The sequence below is a fragment of the Cupriavidus sp. GA3-3 genome, assembly GCF_000389805.1.
GTDB lineage: Bacteria > Pseudomonadota > Gammaproteobacteria > Burkholderiales > Burkholderiaceae > Cupriavidus > Cupriavidus necator_D.
In genome coordinates, this window is record NZ_KB944461.1 from 44,652 (window position 1) to 66,268 (window position 21,617).

Sequence of the window (21,617 nt, forward strand, 5' to 3'; positions counted from 1 at the left end):
TGCGGCGCGCATGGATGGCGCCGCCGGTGGCACGGAAAGACACTCGCCCGCAGTGTTCTGCTGCGGGCGAGGCCGACGAGGCGCGGAGCCGGGTGCTCCGGGCGGGTCGTCGTTACGCAGCCCGCAGTGACATGGCATTCGCAGAGGTCGCAGCGCTGCTGCGGCAACTCGAACACCCGATGCTACTGCCCACGTAATTTCTCCGGGATTGTGATGGCCGCGAGTGTAGCCCAACGTAGGGTGGCTTGTTAAGTGAAATCTCCGCGCACGCGGCCCGCTGTTGCCCGCTCACGACCGGCGGCGCGCCCACCCGGCGATCAGCCCGGCGCGCCCTGCAACCGGCGCCAAAGCAGCGGCGCCAGCATCACCGAGGACAGCGCCAGGAACATCAGCACGATCGCGGCGTAGTCCTGCCAGTGCGGCTGCTCGCCCAGCATCCACATGCCCGAGAACACGCCGACCACCGGGATGAACATGATCGACAGGCTCGACACCACCGGCGGCAGGCTGCGCGCCAGCCCGAACCAGACCAGGTGGCAGAAGGCGAAGACCACCACCGCGTTGTAGGCGATGGCGCCCCATTCGACGGCGGTGGGCATGCGCCAGCCGTCTTCCAGCAGCAGCGAGCCGACCGCCAGGAAGGGCAGGGTCACGGCCAGCATCCAGAACGTCATGGCGCCGATGGGCACGTCGGTCGGGGTGCGTTTTATCAATTGGGTGCCGAAGCCCCAGCCGGCCGCGGCCAGCAGCATCAGCAGCGTGCCGGCCGGGCTGCCGGTCAGCGCGGCGAGCTCGCCGGAAAGCAGCAGCACCGTGCCGGCCAGCGCGCAGCCGATGCCCAGCCAGGCCCAGGCGCCGATGCGCTCGCGGAAGAACACCAGGCCCCAGACCACTGCCCAGATCGGCATGGTGTAGCCCAGGATGGCGGCCCGGCCCGAGGACAGCATCTTGACCGCGCAGATCGCAAACAGGTGCCAGACCACCATGTTGGGAATGGCCAGGCGGACCACCGTGCCCCATTCGCGCCGCGGCACGGCCAGGGAATCGCCGCGCAGCCGCAACGCCAGCCCCAGCGCCACCAGCCCGCCCGCCATGCACAGCAGGCGGAAGCCCAGTGCCGGAAAGTGCGCTACGCCTACCTTCATGATGGGCCAGTTGATGCCCCAGGCAAGGGTGAGCACGACAAGCAGGAAGATACCGCGGCGATCGAGAGACATGACGGGACGCGGCTGTGCGTCATGCCGCGCTTTGTTTTGAGAGGAAGCGCAAAACCATAGCACGTAGCGGGTAAAATTGCCGGAAGCGACATATGCTGCAGGGATGAAAGGTTTTCACGCCGCTGTGGCCAACCGCGCCGGCCGGGCCAATGGGGCGCCGGCGCCACCAGGATATTCCGAGTACCCATGACTTTCACCGAGCAGCTTGCTGCCGCCTGGCAGCGCAACGATTCCCTCCTGTGCGTCGGGCTCGATCCTGACCCGCAGAAGCTGCCGCTATCCCTGACCGGGGCGGGCGGCGCCATCTTTTCGTTCTGCCGCGAGATCGTTGACGCCACCGCCGACCTGGTCTGCGCCTTCAAGCCGCAGATTGCGTACTTCCACTCGCAGCGCGCCGAAGACCAGCTCGAGCAGCTGATCCACTATATCCACGATGCCCACCCCGGTATCCCGGTGATCCTGGACGCCAAGCGCGGCGACATCGGCTCGACCGCCGAGCACTACGCGCTGGAGGCCTTCGAGCGCTACCATGCCGACGCGGTCACGGTTAGCCCGTACATGGGCTTCGATTCGATGCAGCCGTACCTGGCCTATCCGGACCGCGGCGTGATCGTGTTGTGCCGCACCTCCAACCCGGGCGGCTCGGACGTGCAGTTCCTGCAGGTTGACGGCAAGCCGCTGTACCAGCTGGTGGCCGAGGCCGCGCGCGAGCGCTGGAACACCACCGGCCAGATGGGCCTGGTGGTCGGCGCAACCTTTCCCAACGAGATCGCGCGGGTGCGCCAGATCGTCGGCGACATGCCGCTGCTGATCCCGGGCATCGGCGCCCAGGGTGGCGACATCGAGGCCACGGTCAAGGCGGGGCGCACCGCGGACGGCACCGGCATGATGATCAACTCGTCGCGCGCCATCCTCTACGCCAGCCGCGAGAAGGATTTTGCGGCGGCGGCGCGCAATGTCGCGCTGCAGACGCGGGAGACCATCAATCGCTATCGCCACGGCTGAAACCGGGCGTAGACAATAAAAAACCGCGCCAGAAACGGCGCGGTTTTTTATTGGGCGGAGGTTGCCGGGCGCCGGCCTCAGGCCTCGTTCCGGATCAGCTCCAGCAGTCCCCGCATGGCATGCTCGGCCGCCTGCCGGCGGATCTGGCCGCGGTCGCCGCGAAAGCGCTGGGTCTCGGTATGGGTGGTGATGCGGTTGCTCCAGCCGAAGCAGACCATGCCCACCGGCTTTTCCGGGGTGCCGCCGTTGGGCCCGGCCACGCCGGTGATCGACAGCGCCACCTGGGCGCGGCTGTTCAGCAGCGCGCCTTCGGCCATGGCGCGCGCCACTTCCTCGCTGACCGCGCCGTGGTCGCGGATCAGCTTGGCCGGCACGCCCAGCATGGTGGACTTGGCCTCATTGGAATAGGTGACGAAGCCGCGCTCGAACCAGCCGGACGAGCCGGATACATCGGTAATGGCGGCAGCCACCAGCCCGCCGGTGCAGGATTCGGCAGTGGCCAGCATCAGGGATTTGTCGGCAAGGGCGACGCCGGCCTGGATGGCGAGCTGGTCGAGCAGGCGGCTGACAGACATGGTGGATACAGGTAGTTTTGAGGGGAATCAGCTTGCAATGGCTGGCGATACGGGCTCAGAACGAGCGCCACAGCGCAAACACCAGCAGCGTGTAGAAGGCCGCGAAGATGTCGTCGAACATCACGCCAAAGCCGCCGCGCAGGCCCGGGCCCTTGAGCGTGCGGTCATAGTGGCCGATCGGCGCCGGCTTGGTGATATCGAACAGCCGGAACCACAGGAAGGCGGCGAACTGCCCCCAGAAGCCGGTCGGCATGACAAAGGCCAGCACCAGCCAGAAGGCGACGATCTCGTCCCAGACCATGCTGCCATGGTCGTGCACGCCCATGTCGCGCGCGGTGCGCGCGCACGCCCACAGCCCGACCAGGAAGCCGCCGGCGATGATCCACAGCCAGGTGGTGGGCTCGATCCACAGCGAAATCACTACGAAGGACAGCCACGCGTAGAGCGTGCCGACCGTGCCCGGCGCAACGGGCGACAGGCCCGAGCCGAAGCCGAAGGCGATCAGGTGGGCCGGATGGGCCAGCATGAAGCGCGCGCTCGGGCGCGTGACCTTGACGGTCTGGCCGGCTTCCAGGGTCAGGGCGGGGTCGCGCGGCGCGGCCCCGGGAGGCAAGGTGGACATCAAAATTGGCTCGTGTGATGCAGATACTGCTTATGGTTATGGCCGGCTTGCGCTGCCATGCTTGCGGGACTCCCGTGCCCGCGCAGCGCGCCGATGCCGGCATCATGACATGCCCGCGACCCGGTGTCAGGGGGCAGCGAAGTGGTCGAAGCTGGCGCCTTGGTACCGGGTCGGGTTGCCGGTACTGTCGACCAGCCGCAGGCCGGGCTCGGGCGTGATCGCGCCGACACGTGCGAGCGGCAGCGCCAGGCGTTCGCTAATCGCCGCAATGGCGTCGCGGCTGCCGGCGGGCGCGGTGAAGCACAATTCGTAGTCGTCGCCGCCGGCCAGCACGCATTCGCGCTGGATGGCATCGGGCTGGCTGGCCAGCACTGCCGAGCGCGGCAGCGCATCGACGTCGACCAGCGCGCCGACCTGCGAGCGTTCCAGGATATGGCCGAGGTCGCCGACCAGGCCGTCGGAAATGTCGAGTGCGGCATGCGCCACGCCGCGCAGAGCCATGCCCAGCGCCACGCGCGGTGTGGGCGTGTCCATGCGCGGGCGCACCTGGCTGAACTCGGGCTCAGGCAGCAGCCATTCGCCGCGGCAGTCGCCCAGCGCCAGGCGGGCGTCGCCAAGCGTGCCGGAAATCCAGATATCGTCGCCGGGCCGGGCGGCGTCGCGGCGCAGCGCGGCACGCAGCGGCACGTCGCCGAATACCGTCAGCGAAAGCGTCAGCGGGCCGCGCGTGGTGTCGCCGCCGACCAGTTCGCAGCCGTGGGCGTCGGCCAGCGCCAGCATGCCGTCGGCCAGTTCGGCCAGCCAGGCGGGGTCGGCCTCGGGCAGGGCCAGTGCCAGGGTGAAGGCGCGCGGCTCGGCGCCCATGGCGGCCAGGTCGGACAGGTTCACGGCCAGGGCCTTGTGGCCGAGTGAGCGCGGCGCCACGTCCGGGAAGAAATGCCGGCCGCTCACCAGCATGTCGGTGCTGATGGCCAGGTGGTGGCCGGGGCGGCCCTCAATCAGCGCGCAGTCATCGCCCACGCCGAGCGCGGCCTTGCGCACCGGCCGCGTGAAAAAGCGGCGGATCAGGTCGAACTCGGAAAGCGGGGCTGGCTGGGCGTGGGACATCGTCGTCAGGAAGATTCGCCCGCCGGGTGGGACGGATCGGGGGCTGCGCGTTGCGCGAAGATGAATGGCGATCCGGGGCAATCCCGCGGCGCGTGCGCAGCGCGTCAGGATGGGGCGCGTCCGGCATTTCAGCAAGATACTGCCGCGCACGACAGCCATGACCATCGCGCGGTACGCCGCTTCTGCCGGCAGGCGCTACGCTTGCTGGTATTGCCCGGGGGGATGGGGCATATTGTACCGAATCGCAAAGGTGCCCCAAGTAAAAGGCTTATTGTGAAATAGTATTTCACTATATAAAATGCTGGGTTCCAAAGGAAGAGAAGGGCGGGCACGTGGAGCCGGTCCGCCGATCGTCCCCCGCCTCGTCAATGACGGCTCCACCGATTGGAAGATGCGCCGATGACCAGCCCTCAGCAGTCCCCGTCCCAAGACGATCTGAAACAGCAGCAGCGTGAGGCGCTGCGCAAAGCGGCGCTCGAGTACCACGAGTTTCCCACCCCCGGCAAGATCTCGGTCACGCCGACCAAGCCGCTGTCGAACCAGCGCGACCTGGCCCTGGCCTATTCGCCGGGCGTGGCCGCCGCTTGTGAAGAGATCGTTTCCGATCCGGCCAATTCCTTCCGCTACACCGCCCGCGGCAACCTGGTCGCGGTGATCACCAACGGCACCGCCGTGCTGGGCCTGGGCGACATTGGCGCCGCGGCCTCCAAGCCGGTGATGGAAGGCAAGGCTGGCCTGTTCAAGAAGTTTGCCGGTATCGACGTGTTCGATATCGAAGTCGATGAGAAGGACCCGGAAAAGCTGGTCCAGATCATCGCCGCGCTGGAGCCCACCTTCGGCGGCATCAACCTCGAAGACATCAAGGCACCGGAGTGCTTCTACGTCGAGCGCAAGCTGCGCGAGAAGATGAAGATCCCCGTCTTCCACGATGACCAGCACGGCACCGCCATCGTGGTGTCCGCGGCCATCATCAACGGCCTGAAGGTGGTCGGCAAGGACATCAAGAAGGTCAAGCTGGTGGCCTCGGGCGCCGGCGCGGCCGCGCTGGCCTGCCTGGACCTGCTGGTCGACATCGGCCTGCCGATCGAGAACATCTGGGTGACGGACCTGGCCGGCGTGGTCTATGAGGGTCGTACCGAGCTGATGGACCCGGAAAAGGCGCGCTTCTCGCAAAAGACCGACAAGCGCAAGCTGGCCGAAGTGATCGACGGTGCCGACATCTTCCTGGGCCTGTCCGCCGCGGGCGTGCTCAAGCAGGACATGGTCCAGCGCATGGCCGACAAGCCGCTGGTGCTGGCACTGGCCAACCCCAACCCGGAAATCGCGCCGGAGCTGGTCAAGGAAGTGCGCCCTGACGCCGTGATGGCCACCGGACGCACCGACTACCCGAACCAGGTCAACAACGTCCTGTGCTTCCCGTTCATCTTCCGCGGGGCGCTGGATTGCGGCGCCACCACCATCACGCGCGAGATGGAAATCGCCGCGGCCAATGCCCTGGCCGAACTGGCGCGCCAGGAGCAGAGCGACATCGTCGCCACCGCCTATGGCATCCAGGACCTGTCGTTCGGCCCCGAGTACCTGATTCCGAAGCCGTTCGACCCGCGCCTGATCGTCAAGGTGGCGCCGGCCGTGGCCGAGGCCGCGATGAAGTCCGGCGTGGCCGCCCGTCCGATCGAGGACATGGACGCCTACCGCCTGCAGCTGCAGCAGTTCGTGTACCACTCGGGCACGCTGATGAAGCCGATCTACGCCGCCGCGCGCAAGGTCGAGATGGATAAGAAGCGCATCGTCTTCGCCGAAGGCGAGCAAGAGCGCGTGCTGCGCGCGGTGCAGGTGATCGTCGACGAAAAGCTGGCCAACCCGATCCTGATCGGCCGCCCGGCCGTGCTGCAGCACCGCATCGAGCGCTTCGGCCTGCGCCTGCGCGCCGGCGTGGACTTCACCGTGGTCAACCCCGAGCACGATGAGCGTTTCCGCGACTATTCCGACGCCTATTACCGCATGATGGCGCGCGAGGGCATCACGCCCGAGTACGCCAAGCTGGAAATGCGCCGCCGCACCACGCTGATCGGCGCGATGCTGGTGAGCAAGGGCGAGGCCGACGGCATGATCTGCGGCACCGTCAGCAACACCGCGGCGCACCTGCGCTATATCGACCAGGTGCTGGGCGGCACCAACAAGGTCTACGCGGCGATGAATGGCCTGGTGCTGCCGGGCCGCCAGATCTTCCTGGTGGATACGCACGTCAACGTCGACCCGAGCGCCGAAGAGCTGGCCCAGATCACGCTGATGGCCGCCGAGGAACTGAAGCGCTTCGGCATCGAGCCCAAGGTCGCGCTGCTGTCGCACTCGAACTTCGGTTCGTCCGAAGCGCCTTCGGCCCGCAAGATGCGCGAAACCCTCGCCATCCTGCGCGATCGCGCCCCGGACCTGGAGATCGACGGCGAAATGCACGGCGACAGCGCGCTCGACCAGAAGCTGCGCGACCAGCTGGTGCCGGATGGCGCGCTCAAGGGCGAAGCCAACCTGCTGGTGTGCCCGAACATCGACGCGGCCAATATCTCGTACAACCTGCTCAAGGTTGCCGCGGGCAACAACGTCGCGATCGGGCCGATCCTGCTGGGCGTGAAGGCGCCGGTGCACATCCTGACGCCGTCGGCCACGGTGCGCCGCATCGTCAACATGACCTCGCTGGTCGTGGTGGATGCCTCTGCCAAGCGCTAAACCGCTTGGTATGGCCGGTAGCCGGCCAATGTGACGAAAAGCCGGGTTCGCCCGGCTTTTTTTACGTCCATATGTGCATGGTTAGTATGCGCACACATACGCTTAACATATTGAAACAATTGAAGAATTACCGCTGCCGCCGGGCCGGGATTGATTAATTGCGTGCATGCGCGTAACCTTACGCCTTTGATACAGGCGCTCGCCATGAGCGCCCCGGTGCGGCCGGCATCCATCGCGCTCCTCTACGGGTGGCGCAGGGCGCTGGCCAGGGTGGCCCGGACAGATCGTCTACCCAACCAGCGGCAGGCTCGATTTCCGGTTCAACCAAGACAAGCAACGTGGGTTTCCAAGTTTCTCTGATGCGGCACGCATCGCGCATGCTGGCCCGGTCCATGACCGGCGCGGCGCTGGTGCTGGCCCTGGCGCAGCCGACGCTGGCGCGGCAGGTGCAGACCGAAGGGATGGGAACCATTGCAGTGCAGCAGTTGCCCAACGATGCACGGCAGACCCTGGAGCGCATCGAAGCCGGCGGCCCGTTCCTGTATGACAAGGACGGATCGAGATTCGGCAACTACGAACGCATCCTGCCTCAACGTGAACGCGGGTATTACCGCGAATACACGGTCAAGAGCGCCAGGAGCCGGAACCGGGGAGCCAAGCGGATCGTCTGCGGCGGAGAACAACGCGCTGCCAACGATTGTTACTACACGGAAGATCACTACAACAGCTTCAAACGGATACTCAAATGATGACTGACATTTTCGGATTGGGCGACGCCCTTGCCGCCCGCGAAGAGCGCGGCGCCGGAGATGGCTGGCAGCGGGCTCAGCAGCAGGCCCAGAACCTATACGACAACGTGCTGATGATGCCGAGCCAGGAGCTCATGCAAAAACTCCCGCCCGCGACCGCGCCCGTGGCCATGCCCGCCGGTCCCGGTTGGAACGACGGCACCAGCGAGGGGGCCATGAACCTGTTCAAGACGGTGCGTCCGAACATCGTCCAGTCGATCCGCGCCTTCCGCGTGCCTGAGCTGGCCCAGGCGGCCGCCGATCTCGGGCAGCATTTCCTCTATGCCAATTGCGCCCATTGCGCGAGCAAGGCTGAGGTCCTGGAAACAATCGCCACGTCATTCACCTTCCCGAAGCACTTCGGCAAGAACTTCGACGCGCTGGCTGACTGCCTGACCGACATGATCTACAAGGCAGGCCCGCAGCCGGGCTTTGTGATCGTGCTGGAAGGCTTGCCGATCGCGCAGAAGTTCGACAAGGAAGGGCGCGAGGTGCTGCTCGACGTATTCCGCGACGCCGCCGAGTTCTGGGGCGAGCGCAAGGTGCAGTTCCGGGTGTTTTATTCGTTCGCCTGAGCGCACTGCCTGAGCCCTTGCAAGGCGAGTCAAGCAAAAAGCCCGCAATTGCGGGCTTTTTGCTTTCCGGCAAGGTGCTGGTCCTATTCCTGCGCCGGCAGATGTCCATGCGGCGTGAGGCGGTCGATCAGTTCCGGCAATCCTTCGCTCAGTTGCGCGGCCACGTCATCCTGCGACATGCCGGTGGTCTGTGCCAGCGATTCGAGCGCGCCGGTGTCGCCCAGCGCGCTGCTCAGCGCCGACGGCGTGACCGGCTGGTTGGCGCCGCTGCCGATCCACGAGTTCACCTGTTCGCCCAGCCCGGCCTGCGCCAGGATCTGCTGCAGCGCGCCGATGCCGCCGGCGGCCGCGCCCAGTGCCTGGCTGTTGGCCGGGGCGCCACCCTGGCCGCCAAGCAGTCCGCCCAGCAGCGAGCCAAGGTCCAGGCCGCCGGTGGCGCCGCCGGGCGCTGCGCCGGCACCGCCGCCGCCGAGCATGCCGCCCAGCAGCCCGCCGAGGCTGCCCAGTCCGCCCAGGCCGTCATCGACAGGCGCCGCATCGCCTGCTTGTCCGCGGCTACGCATGGCCAGCGTTGCCAGCAGGCCAAGCGCCATCATCAGCTTGGGGTCGAGCCCTCCGGTACTGCCTGCCTCGCCACGCGCGCCGCCGAGTTGTCCGAGCACACCGCCCAGCACGCTATCGAGTAGTCCCATGGTCGACTCCTTTCAGTCAGGGTTGCAAGGTTGACGCGATGACCGGATGGCCGCCGCCGTCAGAATCCGCCAAGCAAGGCGTTAAGGGTTGCCAGGCATGCCAGCCCGGCGGTTTCAGTGCGCAGGATGCGGGGGCCGAGCGACACGCCGGTGAAACCCGCCTGTCTTGCCGCCTGCTCTTCGTCGGGCGCCAGGCCGCCTTCGGGGCCGATCAGCAGCGTAACGCCGCTGGCCAGCAAGCTTTCGCGCTGTTCGGCGATGAACGCTGGCAGCGAATGCGTGGCGCGCGGCGATACCAGCAGCCTGGCACCGCCAGCCGCGGACTGCGCCAGCCATGTCTCAAAGTTAGCGACCGGCGCAACCTCCGGCAAGCGATTGCGGCCGCATTGCTCGCAGGCGGCCTGCACCAGCGCCTGCCAGTGCGCGTGGCGCTTGTGCGCGCGCTCGCCCGACAGGCGCACCACCGAGCGGCTGGCCTGCAGCGGCTGGATTGCCGTGACGCCCAGTTCAACCGCCTTTTCGATCAGCCAGTCCATCTTGTCGCCGCCGGCCAGGCCCTGGGCCAGCGTGACACGGAAGGGCGGCTCGGCTTCGGCCGCGTCATGCGCGCCGATGCGCGCCAGCGCGTGGCGCTTGCCCAGCTCGACCAGCGTGGCCGCGTGGCTGCCGCCGCGGCCGTCGAACAGCGTCATGGCGTCGCCCGGCACCAGGCGCAGCACCTGCACGTGGCGCACCACCGGCTCAGGCAGCGGAAAATCGGATTCGGCGGCCAGGACGGTGTCCGTGCCGCCGACGAAGAAGCGTGGTGCCATCAGCTTGCCTGGCCTGCTGCCTGTTCCAGCGGCTTGCCGAAGCCCCAGCGGTAGCCGTCGGGATCTTCAACCATGCAGTAGCGGTCGCCCCAGAACTGGTCGGCCGGCGCCATCAGGCTGACCGCGCCGGCGTCGACCGCGCGCTGGTGCATGGCGTCGACATCGTCGCAATAGACATAGAAGGTCTGCGGGCACTCGACGCCCAGCGAGCGCGGCGTGCGCGCGGTGCTGCCCCAGGCGCCCTCGGGCGCGAACATCACCACCAGTTGGCCCTGGTAGTGCATCTCGGCGTGGGTCGGCACGCCGTTTTCGTCGACCACGTTGCCGGCGGTGAAGCCGAAGGCGCGGCTGTAGAAGTCCAGTGCGGCGCGCCCGTTGGCGACGGTCAGGTAGGGGGTGAGCCAGGGGGTGTTGGCCGGTCTGGTCATGATCGTCTCCTGAGTGCGGGAAACCCGGCGCGGCTGGCGTGCCGCGCGGTGCGAGAGTGCATCTTACGCGTGCCGCGCTACGCTGTCGAAGTGCGGCGCAGCGGTGAAGCTGGCGCTGTCGGGGTGAAGCATCAGGCATGTGAGGGGCCGGATAGTTCCGGTGCCGTGGGCGGGGCCGTGCCAGGCGGCCTGCGGTGATCGCGCGGACTGCGCCGCGGGGGCTGTCCGGGAGTCCGGAAAACCCCCTAGCTTCTGCTAAAATTGCGGTTTTCCTGCCGTCACCGTCAGGCTCACGCCCGCTCACGTCCAAGACCGCCCGCATGTCCGCCCTTGCCCATCCCGCCACAAGCCCTTTTGCTTCCCAGCCCGCCAAGCTGATGGCCGACGCCATCCGCGTGCTTGCCATGGACGCCGTCCAGCAGGCCAATTCCGGCCACCCCGGTGCACCGATGGGCATGGCAGACATCGCCGTGGCGCTGTGGGGCCGGCACCTGAAGCACAACCCGGGCAACCCCCAGTGGGCCGACCGCGACCGCTTCGTGCTGTCCAACGGCCACGGCTCGATGCTGATCTATTCGCTCTTGCACCTGACCGGCTATGAACTGCCGGTGGAAGAGCTGAAGAATTTCCGCCAGCTGCACAGCAAGACCGCCGGCCACCCGGAATACGGCATCACCCCGGGCGTGGAAACCACCACCGGCCCGCTCGGCCAGGGCATCACCAACGCAGTCGGCATGGCGCTGGCCGAACGCCTGCTGGGTGAAGAATTCAACCGCCCCGGCTACGACATCGTCAACCACCACACCTATGTGTTCCTGGGCGACGGCTGCCTGATGGAAGGCATCAGCCACGAGGCCTGCTCGCTGGCCGGCACGCTGAAGCTGAACAAGCTGATCGCACTGTGGGACGACAACGGCATCTCGATCGACGGCGACGTGGTGCACTGGTTCAATGACGATACCCCGAAGCGGTTCGAGGCCTACGGCTGGAACGTGATCCGCGGCATCGACGGCCATGACGTGACCGCCGTCGACATGGCGATCTCGCAGGCCAAGGCCAGCGACAAGCCGACCCTGATCTGCTGCCGCACCAAGATCGGCAAGGGCGCCCCGAACAAGGAAGGCGGCCACGACGTGCACGGCGCCCCGCTGGGCGGCGCCGAAGTGCTGGCCACGCGCGAGGCGCTGGGCTGGGCCCACGCCCCGTTCGAAGTGCCGGCCGAGGTTTACGACGCCTGGGACGCCAAGGCCAACGGCCAGGCGCTGGAGCGTGCCTGGAACGCGCTGTTCGATGCCTACGCAGAGCGCCACCCGTATGAGGCCGGAGAGTTCCGCCGCCGCATGAAGGGCGAACTGCCGGGTTCGTTCGACGCCGCAGTTGAGGCCTTTATCGCCAAGTGCGAGGAAAAGGCCGAGACCATCGCCACCCGCAAGGCCAGCCAGAACACCATCGAGGCCTTCGGCCCGGTGCTGCCCGAGTTCCTCGGCGGTTCGGCTGACCTGACCGGCTCGAACCTGACCAACTGGTCGGGCAGCCAGGCCGTGCGCGTGGATGCCTGGGGCAACCATATCAACTACGGCGTGCGCGAGTTCGGCATGAGCGCCGTCATGAACGGCATCACGCTGCACGGCGGCTACATCCCCTACGGCGCCACCTTCCTGACCTTCTCGGACTACAGCCGCAATGCGCTGCGCATGGCGGCGCTGATGAAGATCCGCTCGCTGTTCGTGTTCACCCATGACTCGATCGGCCTGGGCGAAGACGGCCCGACCCACCAGTCGATCGAGCACGTTGCCAGCCTGCGCCTGATCCCGAACATGGATGTCTGGCGCACCGCCGACACCACCGAGACCGCCGTGGCCTGGGCCGAGGCGATCCGCCGCGAGAACGGCCCGAGCTGCCTGATCTTCAGCCGCCAGAACCTGCCGTTCCAGCGCCGCGACGACGTCACGCGCGCCAATATCGCGCGCGGCGGCTACGTGCTGCGCGACAGCGTGAACCCGAAGACCAACCGTCCGGACGCCGTGATTCTGGCTACCGGCTCGGAAGTCGGCCTGGCCGTCGGCGCCGCCGATGCACTGGCCGCCGAAGGCGTGCACGTGCGCGTGGTGTCGATTCCCGCGACCACCGTGTTCGACAAGCAGGACACCGCCTACAAGGCCAGCGTGCTGCCGGCCGGCGTGCCGCGCGTGGCGGTCGAGGCGGGCGTGACGGACTTCTGGTGGAAGTACCAGGTCCAGGCGGTGGTGGGCATTGACACCTTCGGTGAGTCGGCCCCGGCCGGCGTGCTGTTCAAGCACTTCGGCTTTACCGTCGACAACGTTGTCCGAACGGTAAAGGACACCCTTATCTAAGCATCCGGGCGCTGGAGCCGCGTGGTGCGCCGCGCGGCCCGTGCGGCGCCCACCGGTTTCAATCGATCCTCAGGAGAGACAGTCATGACCATCAAGATCGGCATCAACGGCTTCGGCCGCATCGGACGCATGGTGTTCCGCGCCGCAGTCGCCAACTTCAAGGACATCGAAGTCGTTGGCATCAACGACCTGCTGGAGCCCGACTACCTGGCATACATGCTGAAGTACGACTCGGTGCATGGCCGCTTCGACGGCGAAGTGTCGGTCGACGGCAACACCCTGGTCGTCAACGGCAAGAAGATTCGCCTGACCGCGGTCAAGGATCCGGCCGAACTGAAGTGGGGCGAGATCGGCGCCGATGTGGTGGTCGAATCGACCGGCATCTTCCTGACCAAGGAAGGCGCGCAGAAGCACCTCGACGCGGGCGCCAAGAAGGTGATCATGTCGGCCCCGTCCAAGGACGACACCCCGATGTTCGTGTACGGCGTGAACCACGAGTCGTACAAGGGCGAGGCGATCATCTCCAACGCCAGCTGCACCACCAACTGCCTGGCACCGGTGGCCAAGGTGCTGAACGACAAGTGGGGCATCAAGCGCGGCCTGATGACCACCGTGCACGCTGCCACCGCCACCCAGAAGACCGTTGACGGCCCGTCCAACAAGGACTGGCGCGGCGGCCGCGGCATCCTGGAAAACATCATCCCGTCGTCGACCGGCGCCGCCAAGGCCGTAGGCGTGGTGATTCCGCAGCTGAACAAGAAGCTGACCGGCATGTCGTTCCGCGTGCCGACCTCGGACGTGTCCGTGGTCGACCTGACCGTCGAGCTGGAAAAGTCGGCGACGTACGAAGAAATCTGCGCCGAGATGAAGGCCCAGAGCCAGGGCGCGCTCAAGGGTGTGCTGGGCTACACCGAAGACAAGGTCGTCGCCACCGACTTCCGCGGCGATGCCCGCACCTCGATCTTCGACGCCGAAGCCGGCATCGCGCTGGACGGCACCTTTATCAAGGTCGTGAGCTGGTACGACAACGAGTGGGGCTACTCGAACAAGGTGCTGGAAATGGTCCGCGTCGCGGCCAAGTAATCCGGCAGCTTCCGCAGTAAAGGAAAACGCGCCTTCGGGCGCGTTTCTCATTTTCCGGCGCTGTGATATTCAGCCAGCCGGGCGGGGCGCCAGTGGGCGCGCGTCGATTGCGTCGCCGTCCACCAGGAAATGGCCGCCAGCCACATGGTGGATGGTGCGCAGCGCATCATGGCCGTCGAAATGCCAGCGCCCGTTGCTGAACACGCGCGAGTCCGCATGAGCGGCCACGACTTCGCCAAGGAACAGGTCGTAGGTCTGCTGCGTGGCCGGCTCCGGCAGCAGCCGGCATTCCAGCCAGGCCGCGCAGCCCTCCAGCAGCGGCGCGCTCACCGCCGTGCCGGCAAAGGTGCCAAGGCCGTAGGCGTCGAACTTGTCGGTGCCTTCCTGCTCCATCAGCGCCAGGCCCGAGCTGGAGCCCAGTGCCTCGGTCAGGTCGACCTGGCTGACGGTGGGGACCTGCAACACGAACTCGCCGCTGTCTTCCAGCAGGTGCCGGGTCCAGGTGCTCTTGTCCAGCACCACTGCCACCTTGGGCGGGGCGAAGTCGAGCGGCATGGCCCAGGCGGCGGCCATGATATTGCGCTTGCCGCCGGCGGCGGCGCTGACCAGCACAGTGGGGCCGTGGTTCAGCAAGCGGTAGGCTTTCGGGAGTGATACGGGCAGGCGGAAATGTTCAGGCATGATGGCCGGGATCGAGCCGTCAGAAAAGAATGATAAAAATGGGAACGGCGGACCCACTATACCCGGATGTACGAGTGCATGTTGCGGCGCGGGAAATGTTCACATATGCGGTCAATTGTGGAAAAAGAGCGCAATTTTTCAGAAATATGGCGTAGACGGCCATTTCAGAAATGCCGAATTTGCTTTCCGAGCTTGTTTTTTCCTCTTACACTATTAAGACGCCGTTGAAATCTGATGTGCAGCCAGTGCAAGTGGTGGGGCCATCTAGCTAAGAATAATCTGACCGAGGCCTGATCATGGTGAACGTAGACACGAAGCTTTTAGTGATCTTCACCGAACTACTGAGCAAGCGAAACGCCACTTATGTAGCGGAAAAGATGCATATGACCGCACCGGCCGTATCACACTCGCTGGGCAGGCTGCGTGAAATCTTTGACGATCCGCTCTTCATCCGCGTCCCGCATGGCCTGACGCCAACGCCGCGTGCGCTGGAACTGGGCCCGAAGATCCGCGACATGCTGGACTTGTGGTCGTCGATCAACGAGGGCGATGCCGACAATTTTGATCCGGCCATTGCCACCGGCACGCTGAGCATCGGCTTCGCTGCTGAACTGGGCGACACGGTATTCAACCGTTTTGTGCTGCGTATCAAGCAGCTGGCGCCGGACCTGCATATCAAGCTGGTCGAATCCCATTCGTGGGAAACGGACGTCGCCTCGATGCGCGCCAATGAACTTGACCTGGCCTTTTCGCCGTTCCCGACACGCCACCCGGAAATCGTCGAGGAAATGGTGACGTCGCTGAACCTGTGGGTTTGCGCGCGCAAGAGCCATCCGGTGCTCAAGAACCACTGCTCGCTGGAGCAATACCTGGATTGCGGCCATATCTTCATGGCGCATTCCGGCGGCTCCGGCCGCCCGGCGCCGTCGCTGATTCCGCTCGACTACGCGCTGCAGCAGCGCGGGCTCAAGCGCAATGCGACGCTGACAGTACATTCATGGCGTGCCCAGGCCGAACTGGCCTCGCAGACCGACATGATCTTCACCGTCAATGCGCTGACCAAGGACATGGCCTGCGAGACCTATGGCCTGAAGGCCTTCCCGCTGCCGTCGGAACTGAACACCACGCTCGGCCTGAACATGTTCTGGCACCGCAGCCGCAACACCCATCCGATGCTGGTGTGGGCGCGCAACCTGTTCCGCCAGGTGGTGGGCGAGTTTGTCGGACTGCCGCCGGCACGCCCGGCACGGGTGGTCACCGAACAGGACCTGCAAGACCTGCAGGCACCCTGAGCAGCATCCTGCGGCGAGCAGCCCAAACAAAAAACCGGCGCCTGGCGCCGGTTTTTTGTTGCCCGTCTGCGCTCCGCGGTGGAGCGTGCAGGCTTATCGTTTGGGTCTGTGGGGACAGTCTGTTTTGGTGCAATTGCCGTACAGCGACAGTGCATGTTCCTGCAGCGTAAAGCCGCGCTCGCGCGCGATGCTTTGCTGGCGGTGCTCGATTTCAGAGTCGAAGAACTCCTCGACGCGGCCGCAGTCGAGGCACACCAGGTGGTCATGGTGCTTGCCTTCGTTGAGTTCGAAAATCGCCTTGCCGGATTCAAAGTTGTTGCGCGAGAGCAGGCCCGCCTGCTCGAACTGGGTCAGCACGCGGTAGACGGTGGCCAGGCCGATGTCCATATGCTCGTTCAGCAGGATACGGTAGACGTCTTCCGCGCTCAGGTGCCGCTGCTCACTGGTCTGAAAAATTTCAAGAATCTTCAGCCTGGGCACGGTCGCCTTCAGGCCGATGTTCTTGAGGTCCGCCGGACTCGGCATGTGGGTGACTCCCTAGAGTACAATGACTGGATAGTTGAATCATAAGGGTTTTGGCAGCAAAAGTCGCTCGCGGTAGTGATGTCCCAGGTCGACGTCACGCGCCCGGCACGGTTGCCGTCCCATGTGGTTGTCGCGGCAGGCGCAACAGGCGTGTGTGGTGCAATCGGCGCATATTGCGCCGTTTTTGTGCCCGCTTTGCGGTACCGTGCCGCGGTACTTTTCTTTCCCTCCCGGAAGCGAGATACATGCGTTCTATCCGTTCGTCCGCCATGCGCCCGACGCTGGTTGTCCCCCTGCTGGCCGCGGCCCTGCTGGCCGGCGCCTGCTCAGCCTACGATTCCACCTCGCGCAAGGTAGCCAACGCCATCACGCCGTACCGGATCAACATCGTGCAGGGCAATTTCGTCTCGCGCGAGGCCGTATCGCAACTGCGCGAAGGCATGACGCGCGACCAGGTCAAGTTCCTGCTCGGCACGCCGCTGCTGAATGACGTGTTCCACGCCAACCGCTGGGACTATGTGTTCTCGTTCCGCCGCGGCAATACCCCGGTGGTGCAGCAGCGCCGCTTCACGGTGTTTTTCGAAGGCGACCGGCTGGTCAAGTTCAGTGGCGATGAACTGCCGTCCGAGTATGAGCTGATTGCCGAGATCGACGGCATGAAAAAGGCGCTGAAGGACCAGACGCCGGGCAAGATCTCCACCGGCGCGACAGCCGCCGCGGCCGCCCCGGCCGAAGCGCAGACCACGGTGGAGAACTTTGTGCCGCGGCAGGCGCAGCAGCCGGAGGCGGCACCCGCCCCTGCGGCATCGCCGGCCGCTCCCACCGAGGCAGCGGCGCCGGCCCAGGCCCCCAAACCGGCCGCCAACTGATCGGCCGCACGGCGCGCCGGCAGCGGCGCGCCACCAGTTTTCCGGGCCGGTCAGGCATGGCCGGCTCGATCACTTTCCGCGCATTGCGCATATTCCGCTGAGCCAGACACCATGAACATCGCCATTGCAGGCGCATCGGGCCGCATGGGCCGCATGCTGATCGAACAAGTGCTGAACACCGAGGGCGTGAGCCTCGCGGGCGCGCTCGACGTGCCGGGCTCGCCGGCGCTGGGACAGGATGCGGGCCTGCTGCTGGGCCGGCAGACCGGTGTGGCGATCAGTTCCGATGTGGAAGCGGTGCTGGCCGGCGCGGACTGCCTGATCGATTTCACCCGTCCCGAAGGCACGCTGGCCCACGTGGCCGCGGCGAAGAAGCTGGGCGTGAAGATGGTGATCGGCACCACTGGCTTCGACGAGGCCGGCAAGGCCGCGCTGGCCGAGGCCGCCAGGTCGATCGGGATCGTCTTCGCCGCCAACTTCAGCGTCGGTGTCAACGCCACCTTCAAGCTGCTGGAAGTGGCCGCCAGGCTGCTGTCGACTGGCTATGATATCGAAGTGATCGAGGCGCATCACCGCTTTAAGGTCGATGCCCCGTCGGGCACCGCGCTGAAGATGGGTGAAGTGATTGCCGATGCGCTTGGCCGCGACCTCAAGACCTGTGCCGTCTATGCCCGCGAAGGCCACACCGGCGAGCGCGATCCCAACTCGATCGGTTTTGCCACCGTGCGCGGCGGCGATATCGTCGGCGACCACACCGTGATGTTCGCCGGCATCGGCGAGCGCATCGAGATCAGCCACAAGTCTTCCAGCCGCCAGTCGTATGCCGACGGTGCCGTGCGCGCCGCCCGTTTCCTCGCCGACAAGCCCAACGGCCTGTTCGACATGCAGGACGTGCTGGGCCTGAAGTAAGGCGCCGCGGGGCGCGCAGGGCCGAAACTGGCCTGCCGCCACGGTTATAATCGTCTTCTTTCGCATTGCACGCCCGGCGGGCGCCGCGCAAGCGGCGCGCCCGCTGCTCTCATTCCAACGATTCCCCCGGATGCCGGCAGGCCAGTTGCCGCGCAAACGTTGTCCTGACTGCTGTCCCGACCATGCAAGACAAATACCTTCCTTCCGCCGTTGAACAAGCCGCCCAGCAGCACTGGCAAGCCATCGACGCCTATCGCGTGTCGGAGCATGCGGCCGGGGCCGACGGCAAGGAAAAGCCCAAGTTCTACGCCTGCTCGATGCTGCCGTATCCGTCGGGCAAGCTGCACATGGGCCACGTGCGCAACTACACCATCAACGACGTGATGGCGCGCTACCTGCGCATGAACGGCAACAACGTGCTGATGCCGATGGGCTGGGACGCCTTCGGCATGCCGGCCGAGAACGCCGCGCTGAACAACGGCGTGGCGCCGGCGGCCTGGACCTACGACAACATCGCTTACATGAAGAAGCAGATGCAGTCGATGGGCCTGGCGATCGACTGGTCGCGCGAGGTCGCCACCTGCAGCCCGGACTACTACCGCTGGAACCAGTGGCTGTTCCTGAAGATGCTGGAAAAGGGCATCGCCTACCGCAAGACCGGCACTGTCAACTGGGATCCGGTCGACCAGACCGTGCTGGCCAACGAGCAGGTCATCGACGGCCGCGGCTGGCGCTCCGGCGCGGTGGTGGAAAAGCGCGAGATCCCGATGTACTACCTGCGCATCACCGAGTATGCGGAGGAACTGCTGGGCGACCTGGACCAGCTGGGCTGGCCCGAGCGCGTCAAGGTGATGCAGCAGAACTGGATCGGCAAGAGCGTGGGCGTGCGCTTTGCGTTCCCGCACGACATCCCCGGCGAGGACGGCAAGCCGATCAATGACGGCAAGCTGTACGTGTTCACCACGCGCGCCGACACCATCATGGGCGTGACCTTCTGCGCGGTCGCCGCCGAGCACCCGCTGGCCACCCATGCCGCGCTGAACAACCCCGAACTGGCTGCCTTTATCGACGAATGCAAGCACGGCTCGGTCATGGAAGCCGACATGGCGACCATGGAGAAGAAGGGCATGCCGACCGGCCTGCAAGTGGTGCACCCGCTGACCGGCGAGAAGGTCGACGTGTGGGTCGGCAACTACGTGCTGATGAGCTACGGCGACGGCGCCGTGATGGGCGTGCCCGCGCACGACGAGCGCGACTTCGCCTTCGCGCTCAAGTACAAGCTGCCGATCAGGCAAGTCATTGACGTGAAGGGCCAGCCGTACTCGACCGAAGCCTGGCAGGAATGGTACGGCGACAAGGAGCAGGGCACCTGCATCCACAGCGGCAAGTACGATGGCCTCGGCTACCAGGCCGCGGTCGAAGCCATTGCCGCCGACCTGGGCGCCAAGGGCCTGGGTGAGAAGAAGGTGACCTGGCGCCTGCGCGACTGGGGCATCTCGCGCCAGCGCTACTGGGGCACGCCGATCCCGCTGATCCACTGCGACAGCTGCGGCGTGGTGCCGGTCCCTGAGAAAGACCTGCCGGTGGTGCTGCCCGAAGACCTGGTGCCGGACGGCACCGGCAACCCGCTGGCCAAGGATGCGCGCTTCCTGCAGTGCACCTGCCCGTCGTGCGGCAAGCCGGCGCGCCGCGAGACCGACACGATGGATACCTTCATCGACTCGTGCTGGTACTACATGCGCTATACCTGCCCGGATGCGGCCACCATGGTCGATGCGCGCAACGATTACTGGATGCCGATGGACCAGTACATCGGCGGCATCGAGCACGCGATCCTGCACCTGCTGTACGCACGCTTCTGGACCAAGGTCATGCGCGACCTGGGCCTGGTCAAGTTCGACGAGCCCTTCACCAACCTGCTGACGCAGGGCATGGTGCTCAACGAGACCTACTACCGTGAAGACGCGTCGGGCAAGAAGCACTGGTACAACCCGGCCGAGGTCGACCTGCGCACCGACGAGCGCGGCCGCCCGGTAGGCGCCACGCTGATCGCCGACGGCCAGCCGGTGGTGATCGGCGGCGTCGAGAAGATGTCGAAGTCCAAGAACAACGGCATCGATCCGCAGGCGCTGATCGACCAGTACGGCGCCGACACCGCGCGCCTGTTCGTGATGTTCGCCGCGCCGCCGGAGCAGCAGCTTGAGTGGAGCGGCTCGGGCGTCGAGGGCGCCTCGCGCTTCCTGCGCCGCGTGTGGAACTACGGCTATGCCAATGCCGCGGCCATCCGCGACGGCGCCGGCGGCAAGCCGACTGCCGATGACGCCGACCTGCGCCGCGAGATCCACGGCGTGCTCAAGCAGGCCAACTACGACTACCAGCGCATCCAGTACAACACCGTGGTGTCCGCCACGATGAAGATGCTGAACGCGCTGGACGACGCCAAGACCGCTTCGCCGGCCGCGCGCCGCGAGTGCTTCGGCATCCTGCTGCGCGTGCTGTACCCGGTGGTGCCGCACGTCACCCACGGCCTGTGGGACCAGCTGGGCTACGCCGCCGAAGCCGGCGACCTGCTCGACGCGCCGTGGCCGCAGGTCGATGAAGCCGCGCTGGTGCGCAGCGAGATCGAACTGGTGCTGCAGATCAACGGCAAGGTGCGCGGCAGCATCACCGTGCCCGCCGAAGCCGACCGCGCCGCGATCGAGGCAACCGCCGCCGCCAGCGAGACCGTGGCCAAGTTTGCCGAGGGCAAGGCGCCGAAGAAGATCGTGGTGGTACCCGGCCGCCTGGTCAACGTGGTGTTGTAAGCTGGCCCCGGAACCTGACAAGGAATCGCCAAGAATGAAGCGACTGAACATGGGGCGCCGCAAGGTGCTCGCGGCAATGCTGGCAGTGCCGGCAACGGGCCTGCTGGCCGGTTGCGGCTTCCACATGCGCGGCAACGCGGATTTCGCCTTCAAGCGGCTCTATATCGGGATTCCGGCCAATTCGCTGATGGGCGCGGACCTGCGCCGCGCCATCCGCGGCGGTTCCGACACCCAGGTGGTGGCCGACCAGAAAGAGGCCGACGCCCTGCTGGACGTGCTGCAGGACACCCGCACCAAGTCGATCCTGTCGATCACGACCGAGGGCGTGGTGCGTGAATACCGCCTGACGCAGCGTTTCACCTTCCGCCTGCGCGACCCCGCCGGCAATGAACTGATCGCGCCGTCGCAGCTGGTGCTGACCCGCGACCTGACCTACAACGAAGCCAACACGCTGGCCAAGGACTACGAAGAGCAGCAGCTGTACCGCGACATGCAGCGCGATATCGTGCAGCAGCTGATGCGCCGGCTGGCCGCCGTCAAGGCCATCTGATCACG

General features: G+C 66.1%; 20 protein-coding genes. 11 read left to right on the forward strand and 9 right to left on the reverse strand.

The genetic code is table 11. The annotated features are described in order from the left end of the window. Positions 1 to 317: 317 nt before the first annotated feature. The gene (locus C265_RS02900; protein ID WP_010813197.1) at positions 318 to 1,217 is read right to left on the reverse strand and encodes a DMT family transporter; all 900 of its coding nucleotides are present in this window, start codon (positions 1,215 to 1,217) and stop codon (positions 318 to 320) included. A gap of 186 nt (positions 1,218 to 1,403) precedes the next feature. Here C265_RS02900 and pyrF point away from each other — a divergent pair, with 186 nt between their 5' ends. Then, positions 1,404 to 2,222 carry an orotidine-5'-phosphate decarboxylase gene (gene pyrF / locus C265_RS02905; RefSeq protein WP_010813198.1) on the forward strand — a complete coding sequence of 273 codons (819 nt, stop codon included), beginning with the start codon at positions 1,404 to 1,406 and terminating at the stop codon, positions 2,220 to 2,222. 77 nt (positions 2,223 to 2,299) lie between these two features. Here the strand turns inward: pyrF and C265_RS02910 are convergent, their stop codons facing one another. From C265_RS02910 to thiL, 3 genes are all read right to left on the reverse strand, one after another. After that, entirely contained in the window at positions 2,300 to 2,797 is a 498-nt protein-coding gene (locus C265_RS02910) for a CinA family protein (protein ID WP_010813199.1), read from the reverse strand. A gap of 55 nt (positions 2,798 to 2,852) precedes the next feature. Further along, positions 2,853 to 3,419: a phosphatidylglycerophosphatase A gene (locus tag C265_RS02915; RefSeq protein ID WP_010813200.1), complete on the reverse strand. Its 567-nt coding sequence runs from the start codon at positions 3,417 to 3,419 to the stop codon at positions 2,853 to 2,855. A gap of 126 nt (positions 3,420 to 3,545) precedes the next feature. Next, the gene (gene thiL / locus C265_RS02920; protein WP_010813201.1) at positions 3,546 to 4,526 is read right to left on the reverse strand and encodes a thiamine-phosphate kinase; all 981 of its coding nucleotides are present in this window, start codon (positions 4,524 to 4,526) and stop codon (positions 3,546 to 3,548) included. A 399-nt stretch (positions 4,527 to 4,925) separates the two neighbouring features. Between thiL and C265_RS02925 the strand changes: the two genes are divergently transcribed. From C265_RS02925 to C265_RS02935, 3 genes are all read left to right on the forward strand, one after another. After that, positions 4,926 to 7,250, forward strand: coding sequence for an NADP-dependent malic enzyme (locus C265_RS02925; RefSeq protein ID WP_010813202.1), 2,325 nt, complete (start codon positions 4,926 to 4,928; stop codon positions 7,248 to 7,250). Between the two features lie 377 nt (positions 7,251 to 7,627). Then, positions 7,628 to 7,999 (forward strand): ribonuclease domain-containing protein, encoded by a 372-nt coding sequence (locus C265_RS02930; protein ID WP_011616017.1) that lies wholly within the window; start codon positions 7,628 to 7,630, stop codon positions 7,997 to 7,999. Further along, the gene (locus tag C265_RS02935; protein ID WP_010813204.1) at positions 7,996 to 8,613 is read left to right on the forward strand and encodes a barstar family protein; all 618 of its coding nucleotides are present in this window, start codon (positions 7,996 to 7,998) and stop codon (positions 8,611 to 8,613) included. Before C265_RS02930 ends, C265_RS02935 begins: the two co-directional genes overlap by 4 nt. 83 nt (positions 8,614 to 8,696) lie before the next feature. Here the strand turns inward: C265_RS02935 and C265_RS02940 are convergent, their stop codons facing one another. From C265_RS02940 to C265_RS02950, 3 genes are read right to left on the reverse strand one after another with little or no spacing between them, the layout of a single operon-like run. Next, positions 8,697 to 9,305 (reverse strand): YidB family protein, encoded by a 609-nt coding sequence (locus C265_RS02940; RefSeq protein WP_010813205.1) that lies wholly within the window; start codon positions 9,303 to 9,305, stop codon positions 8,697 to 8,699. A gap of 59 nt (positions 9,306 to 9,364) precedes the next feature. Further along, a complete protein-coding gene (locus tag C265_RS02945; protein WP_010813206.1) occupies positions 9,365 to 10,117 on the reverse strand; it encodes a 16S rRNA (uracil(1498)-N(3))-methyltransferase in 753 nt (250 codons plus the stop codon). Continuing rightward, positions 10,117 to 10,545, reverse strand: coding sequence for a glyoxalase/bleomycin resistance/extradiol dioxygenase family protein (locus C265_RS02950; protein ID WP_010813207.1), 429 nt, complete (start codon positions 10,543 to 10,545; stop codon positions 10,117 to 10,119). The genes C265_RS02945 and C265_RS02950 overlap by 1 nt, the downstream gene beginning before the upstream one ends. Positions 10,546 to 10,865: 320 nt before the next feature. Between C265_RS02950 and tkt the strand changes: the two genes are divergently transcribed. Together tkt and gap are read left to right on the forward strand one after the other, a co-directional pair. After that, positions 10,866 to 12,899: a transketolase gene (gene tkt, locus C265_RS02955; RefSeq protein WP_011616013.1), complete on the forward strand. Its 2,034-nt coding sequence runs from the start codon at positions 10,866 to 10,868 to the stop codon at positions 12,897 to 12,899. A gap of 84 nt (positions 12,900 to 12,983) precedes the next feature. Further along, complete coding sequence (gap, locus tag C265_RS02960; RefSeq protein WP_010813209.1) at positions 12,984 to 13,982, forward strand: type I glyceraldehyde-3-phosphate dehydrogenase; 999 nt, start codon at positions 12,984 to 12,986, stop codon at positions 13,980 to 13,982. A 69-nt stretch (positions 13,983 to 14,051) separates the two neighbouring features. Here gap and C265_RS02965 read toward each other — a convergent pair whose 3' ends face one another. After that, positions 14,052 to 14,663 carry a flavin reductase family protein gene (locus tag C265_RS02965; RefSeq protein ID WP_037023508.1) on the reverse strand — a complete coding sequence of 204 codons (612 nt, stop codon included), beginning with the start codon at positions 14,661 to 14,663 and terminating at the stop codon, positions 14,052 to 14,054. A gap of 296 nt (positions 14,664 to 14,959) precedes the next feature. Here C265_RS02965 and C265_RS02970 point away from each other — a divergent pair, with 296 nt between their 5' ends. Then, on the forward strand, positions 14,960 to 15,955 hold the full coding sequence (locus C265_RS02970; RefSeq protein ID WP_037023510.1) for a LysR family transcriptional regulator: 996 nt from the start codon (positions 14,960 to 14,962) through the stop codon (positions 15,953 to 15,955). Between the two features lie 93 nt (positions 15,956 to 16,048). Here the strand turns inward: C265_RS02970 and fur are convergent, their stop codons facing one another. Continuing rightward, entirely contained in the window at positions 16,049 to 16,480 is a 432-nt protein-coding gene (fur, locus tag C265_RS02975) for a ferric iron uptake transcriptional regulator (protein WP_010813212.1), read from the reverse strand. 245 nt (positions 16,481 to 16,725) lie between these two features. Between fur and C265_RS02980 the strand changes: the two genes are divergently transcribed. From C265_RS02980 to lptE, 4 genes are all read left to right on the forward strand, one after another. Next, positions 16,726 to 17,349 carry an outer membrane protein assembly factor BamE gene (locus C265_RS02980; RefSeq protein WP_011616010.1) on the forward strand — a complete coding sequence of 208 codons (624 nt, stop codon included), beginning with the start codon at positions 16,726 to 16,728 and terminating at the stop codon, positions 17,347 to 17,349. Positions 17,350 to 17,460: 111 nt separating this feature from the next. Continuing rightward, a complete protein-coding gene (gene dapB, locus C265_RS02985; protein ID WP_010813214.1) occupies positions 17,461 to 18,258 on the forward strand; it encodes a 4-hydroxy-tetrahydrodipicolinate reductase in 798 nt (265 codons plus the stop codon). Positions 18,259 to 18,440: 182 nt separating this feature from the next. Continuing rightward, positions 18,441 to 21,062: a leucine--tRNA ligase gene (gene leuS, locus C265_RS02990; protein WP_010813215.1), complete on the forward strand. Its 2,622-nt coding sequence runs from the start codon at positions 18,441 to 18,443 to the stop codon at positions 21,060 to 21,062. 34 nt (positions 21,063 to 21,096) lie between these two features. Further along, entirely contained in the window at positions 21,097 to 21,612 is a 516-nt protein-coding gene (gene lptE, locus C265_RS02995) for an LPS assembly lipoprotein LptE (protein WP_010813216.1), read from the forward strand. Positions 21,613 to 21,617 lie beyond the last annotated feature (5 nt).

Coding starts and splice junctions, on each gene's coding strand:
- C265_RS02980 (WP_011616010.1), top strand. CDS start 16,726: ATGCGTTCTATCCGTTCGTCCGCCATGCGCCCGACGCTGGTTGTCCCC.
- C265_RS02950 (WP_010813207.1), bottom strand. CDS start 10,545: ATGACCAGACCGGCCAACACCCCCTGGCTCACCCCCTACCTGACCGTC.
- C265_RS02940 (WP_010813205.1), bottom strand. CDS start 9,305: ATGGGACTACTCGATAGCGTGCTGGGCGGTGTGCTCGGACAACTCGGC.
- thiL (WP_010813201.1), bottom strand. CDS start 4,526: ATGTCCCACGCCCAGCCAGCCCCGCTTTCCGAGTTCGACCTGATCCGC.
- fur (WP_010813212.1), bottom strand. CDS start 16,480: ATGCCGAGTCCGGCGGACCTCAAGAACATCGGCCTGAAGGCGACCGTG.
- C265_RS02910 (WP_010813199.1), bottom strand. CDS start 2,797: ATGTCTGTCAGCCGCCTGCTCGACCAGCTCGCCATCCAGGCCGGCGTC.
- dapB (WP_010813214.1), top strand. CDS start 17,461: ATGAACATCGCCATTGCAGGCGCATCGGGCCGCATGGGCCGCATGCTG.
- leuS (WP_010813215.1), top strand. CDS start 18,441: ATGCAAGACAAATACCTTCCTTCCGCCGTTGAACAAGCCGCCCAGCAG.
- C265_RS02915 (WP_010813200.1), bottom strand. CDS start 3,419: ATGTCCACCTTGCCTCCCGGGGCCGCGCCGCGCGACCCCGCCCTGACC.
- C265_RS02965 (WP_037023508.1), bottom strand. CDS start 14,663: ATGCCTGAACATTTCCGCCTGCCCGTATCACTCCCGAAAGCCTACCGC.
- C265_RS02930 (WP_011616017.1), top strand. CDS start 7,628: ATGCTGGCCCGGTCCATGACCGGCGCGGCGCTGGTGCTGGCCCTGGCG.
- C265_RS02945 (WP_010813206.1), bottom strand. CDS start 10,117: ATGGCACCACGCTTCTTCGTCGGCGGCACGGACACCGTCCTGGCCGCC.
- C265_RS02935 (WP_010813204.1), top strand. CDS start 7,996: ATGATGACTGACATTTTCGGATTGGGCGACGCCCTTGCCGCCCGCGAA.
- pyrF (WP_010813198.1), top strand. CDS start 1,404: ATGACTTTCACCGAGCAGCTTGCTGCCGCCTGGCAGCGCAACGATTCC.
- gap (WP_010813209.1), top strand. CDS start 12,984: ATGACCATCAAGATCGGCATCAACGGCTTCGGCCGCATCGGACGCATG.
- C265_RS02925 (WP_010813202.1), top strand. CDS start 4,926: ATGACCAGCCCTCAGCAGTCCCCGTCCCAAGACGATCTGAAACAGCAG.
- C265_RS02970 (WP_037023510.1), top strand. CDS start 14,960: ATGGTGAACGTAGACACGAAGCTTTTAGTGATCTTCACCGAACTACTG.
- tkt (WP_011616013.1), top strand. CDS start 10,866: ATGTCCGCCCTTGCCCATCCCGCCACAAGCCCTTTTGCTTCCCAGCCC.
- C265_RS02900 (WP_010813197.1), bottom strand. CDS start 1,217: ATGTCTCTCGATCGCCGCGGTATCTTCCTGCTTGTCGTGCTCACCCTT.
- lptE (WP_010813216.1), top strand. CDS start 21,097: ATGAAGCGACTGAACATGGGGCGCCGCAAGGTGCTCGCGGCAATGCTG.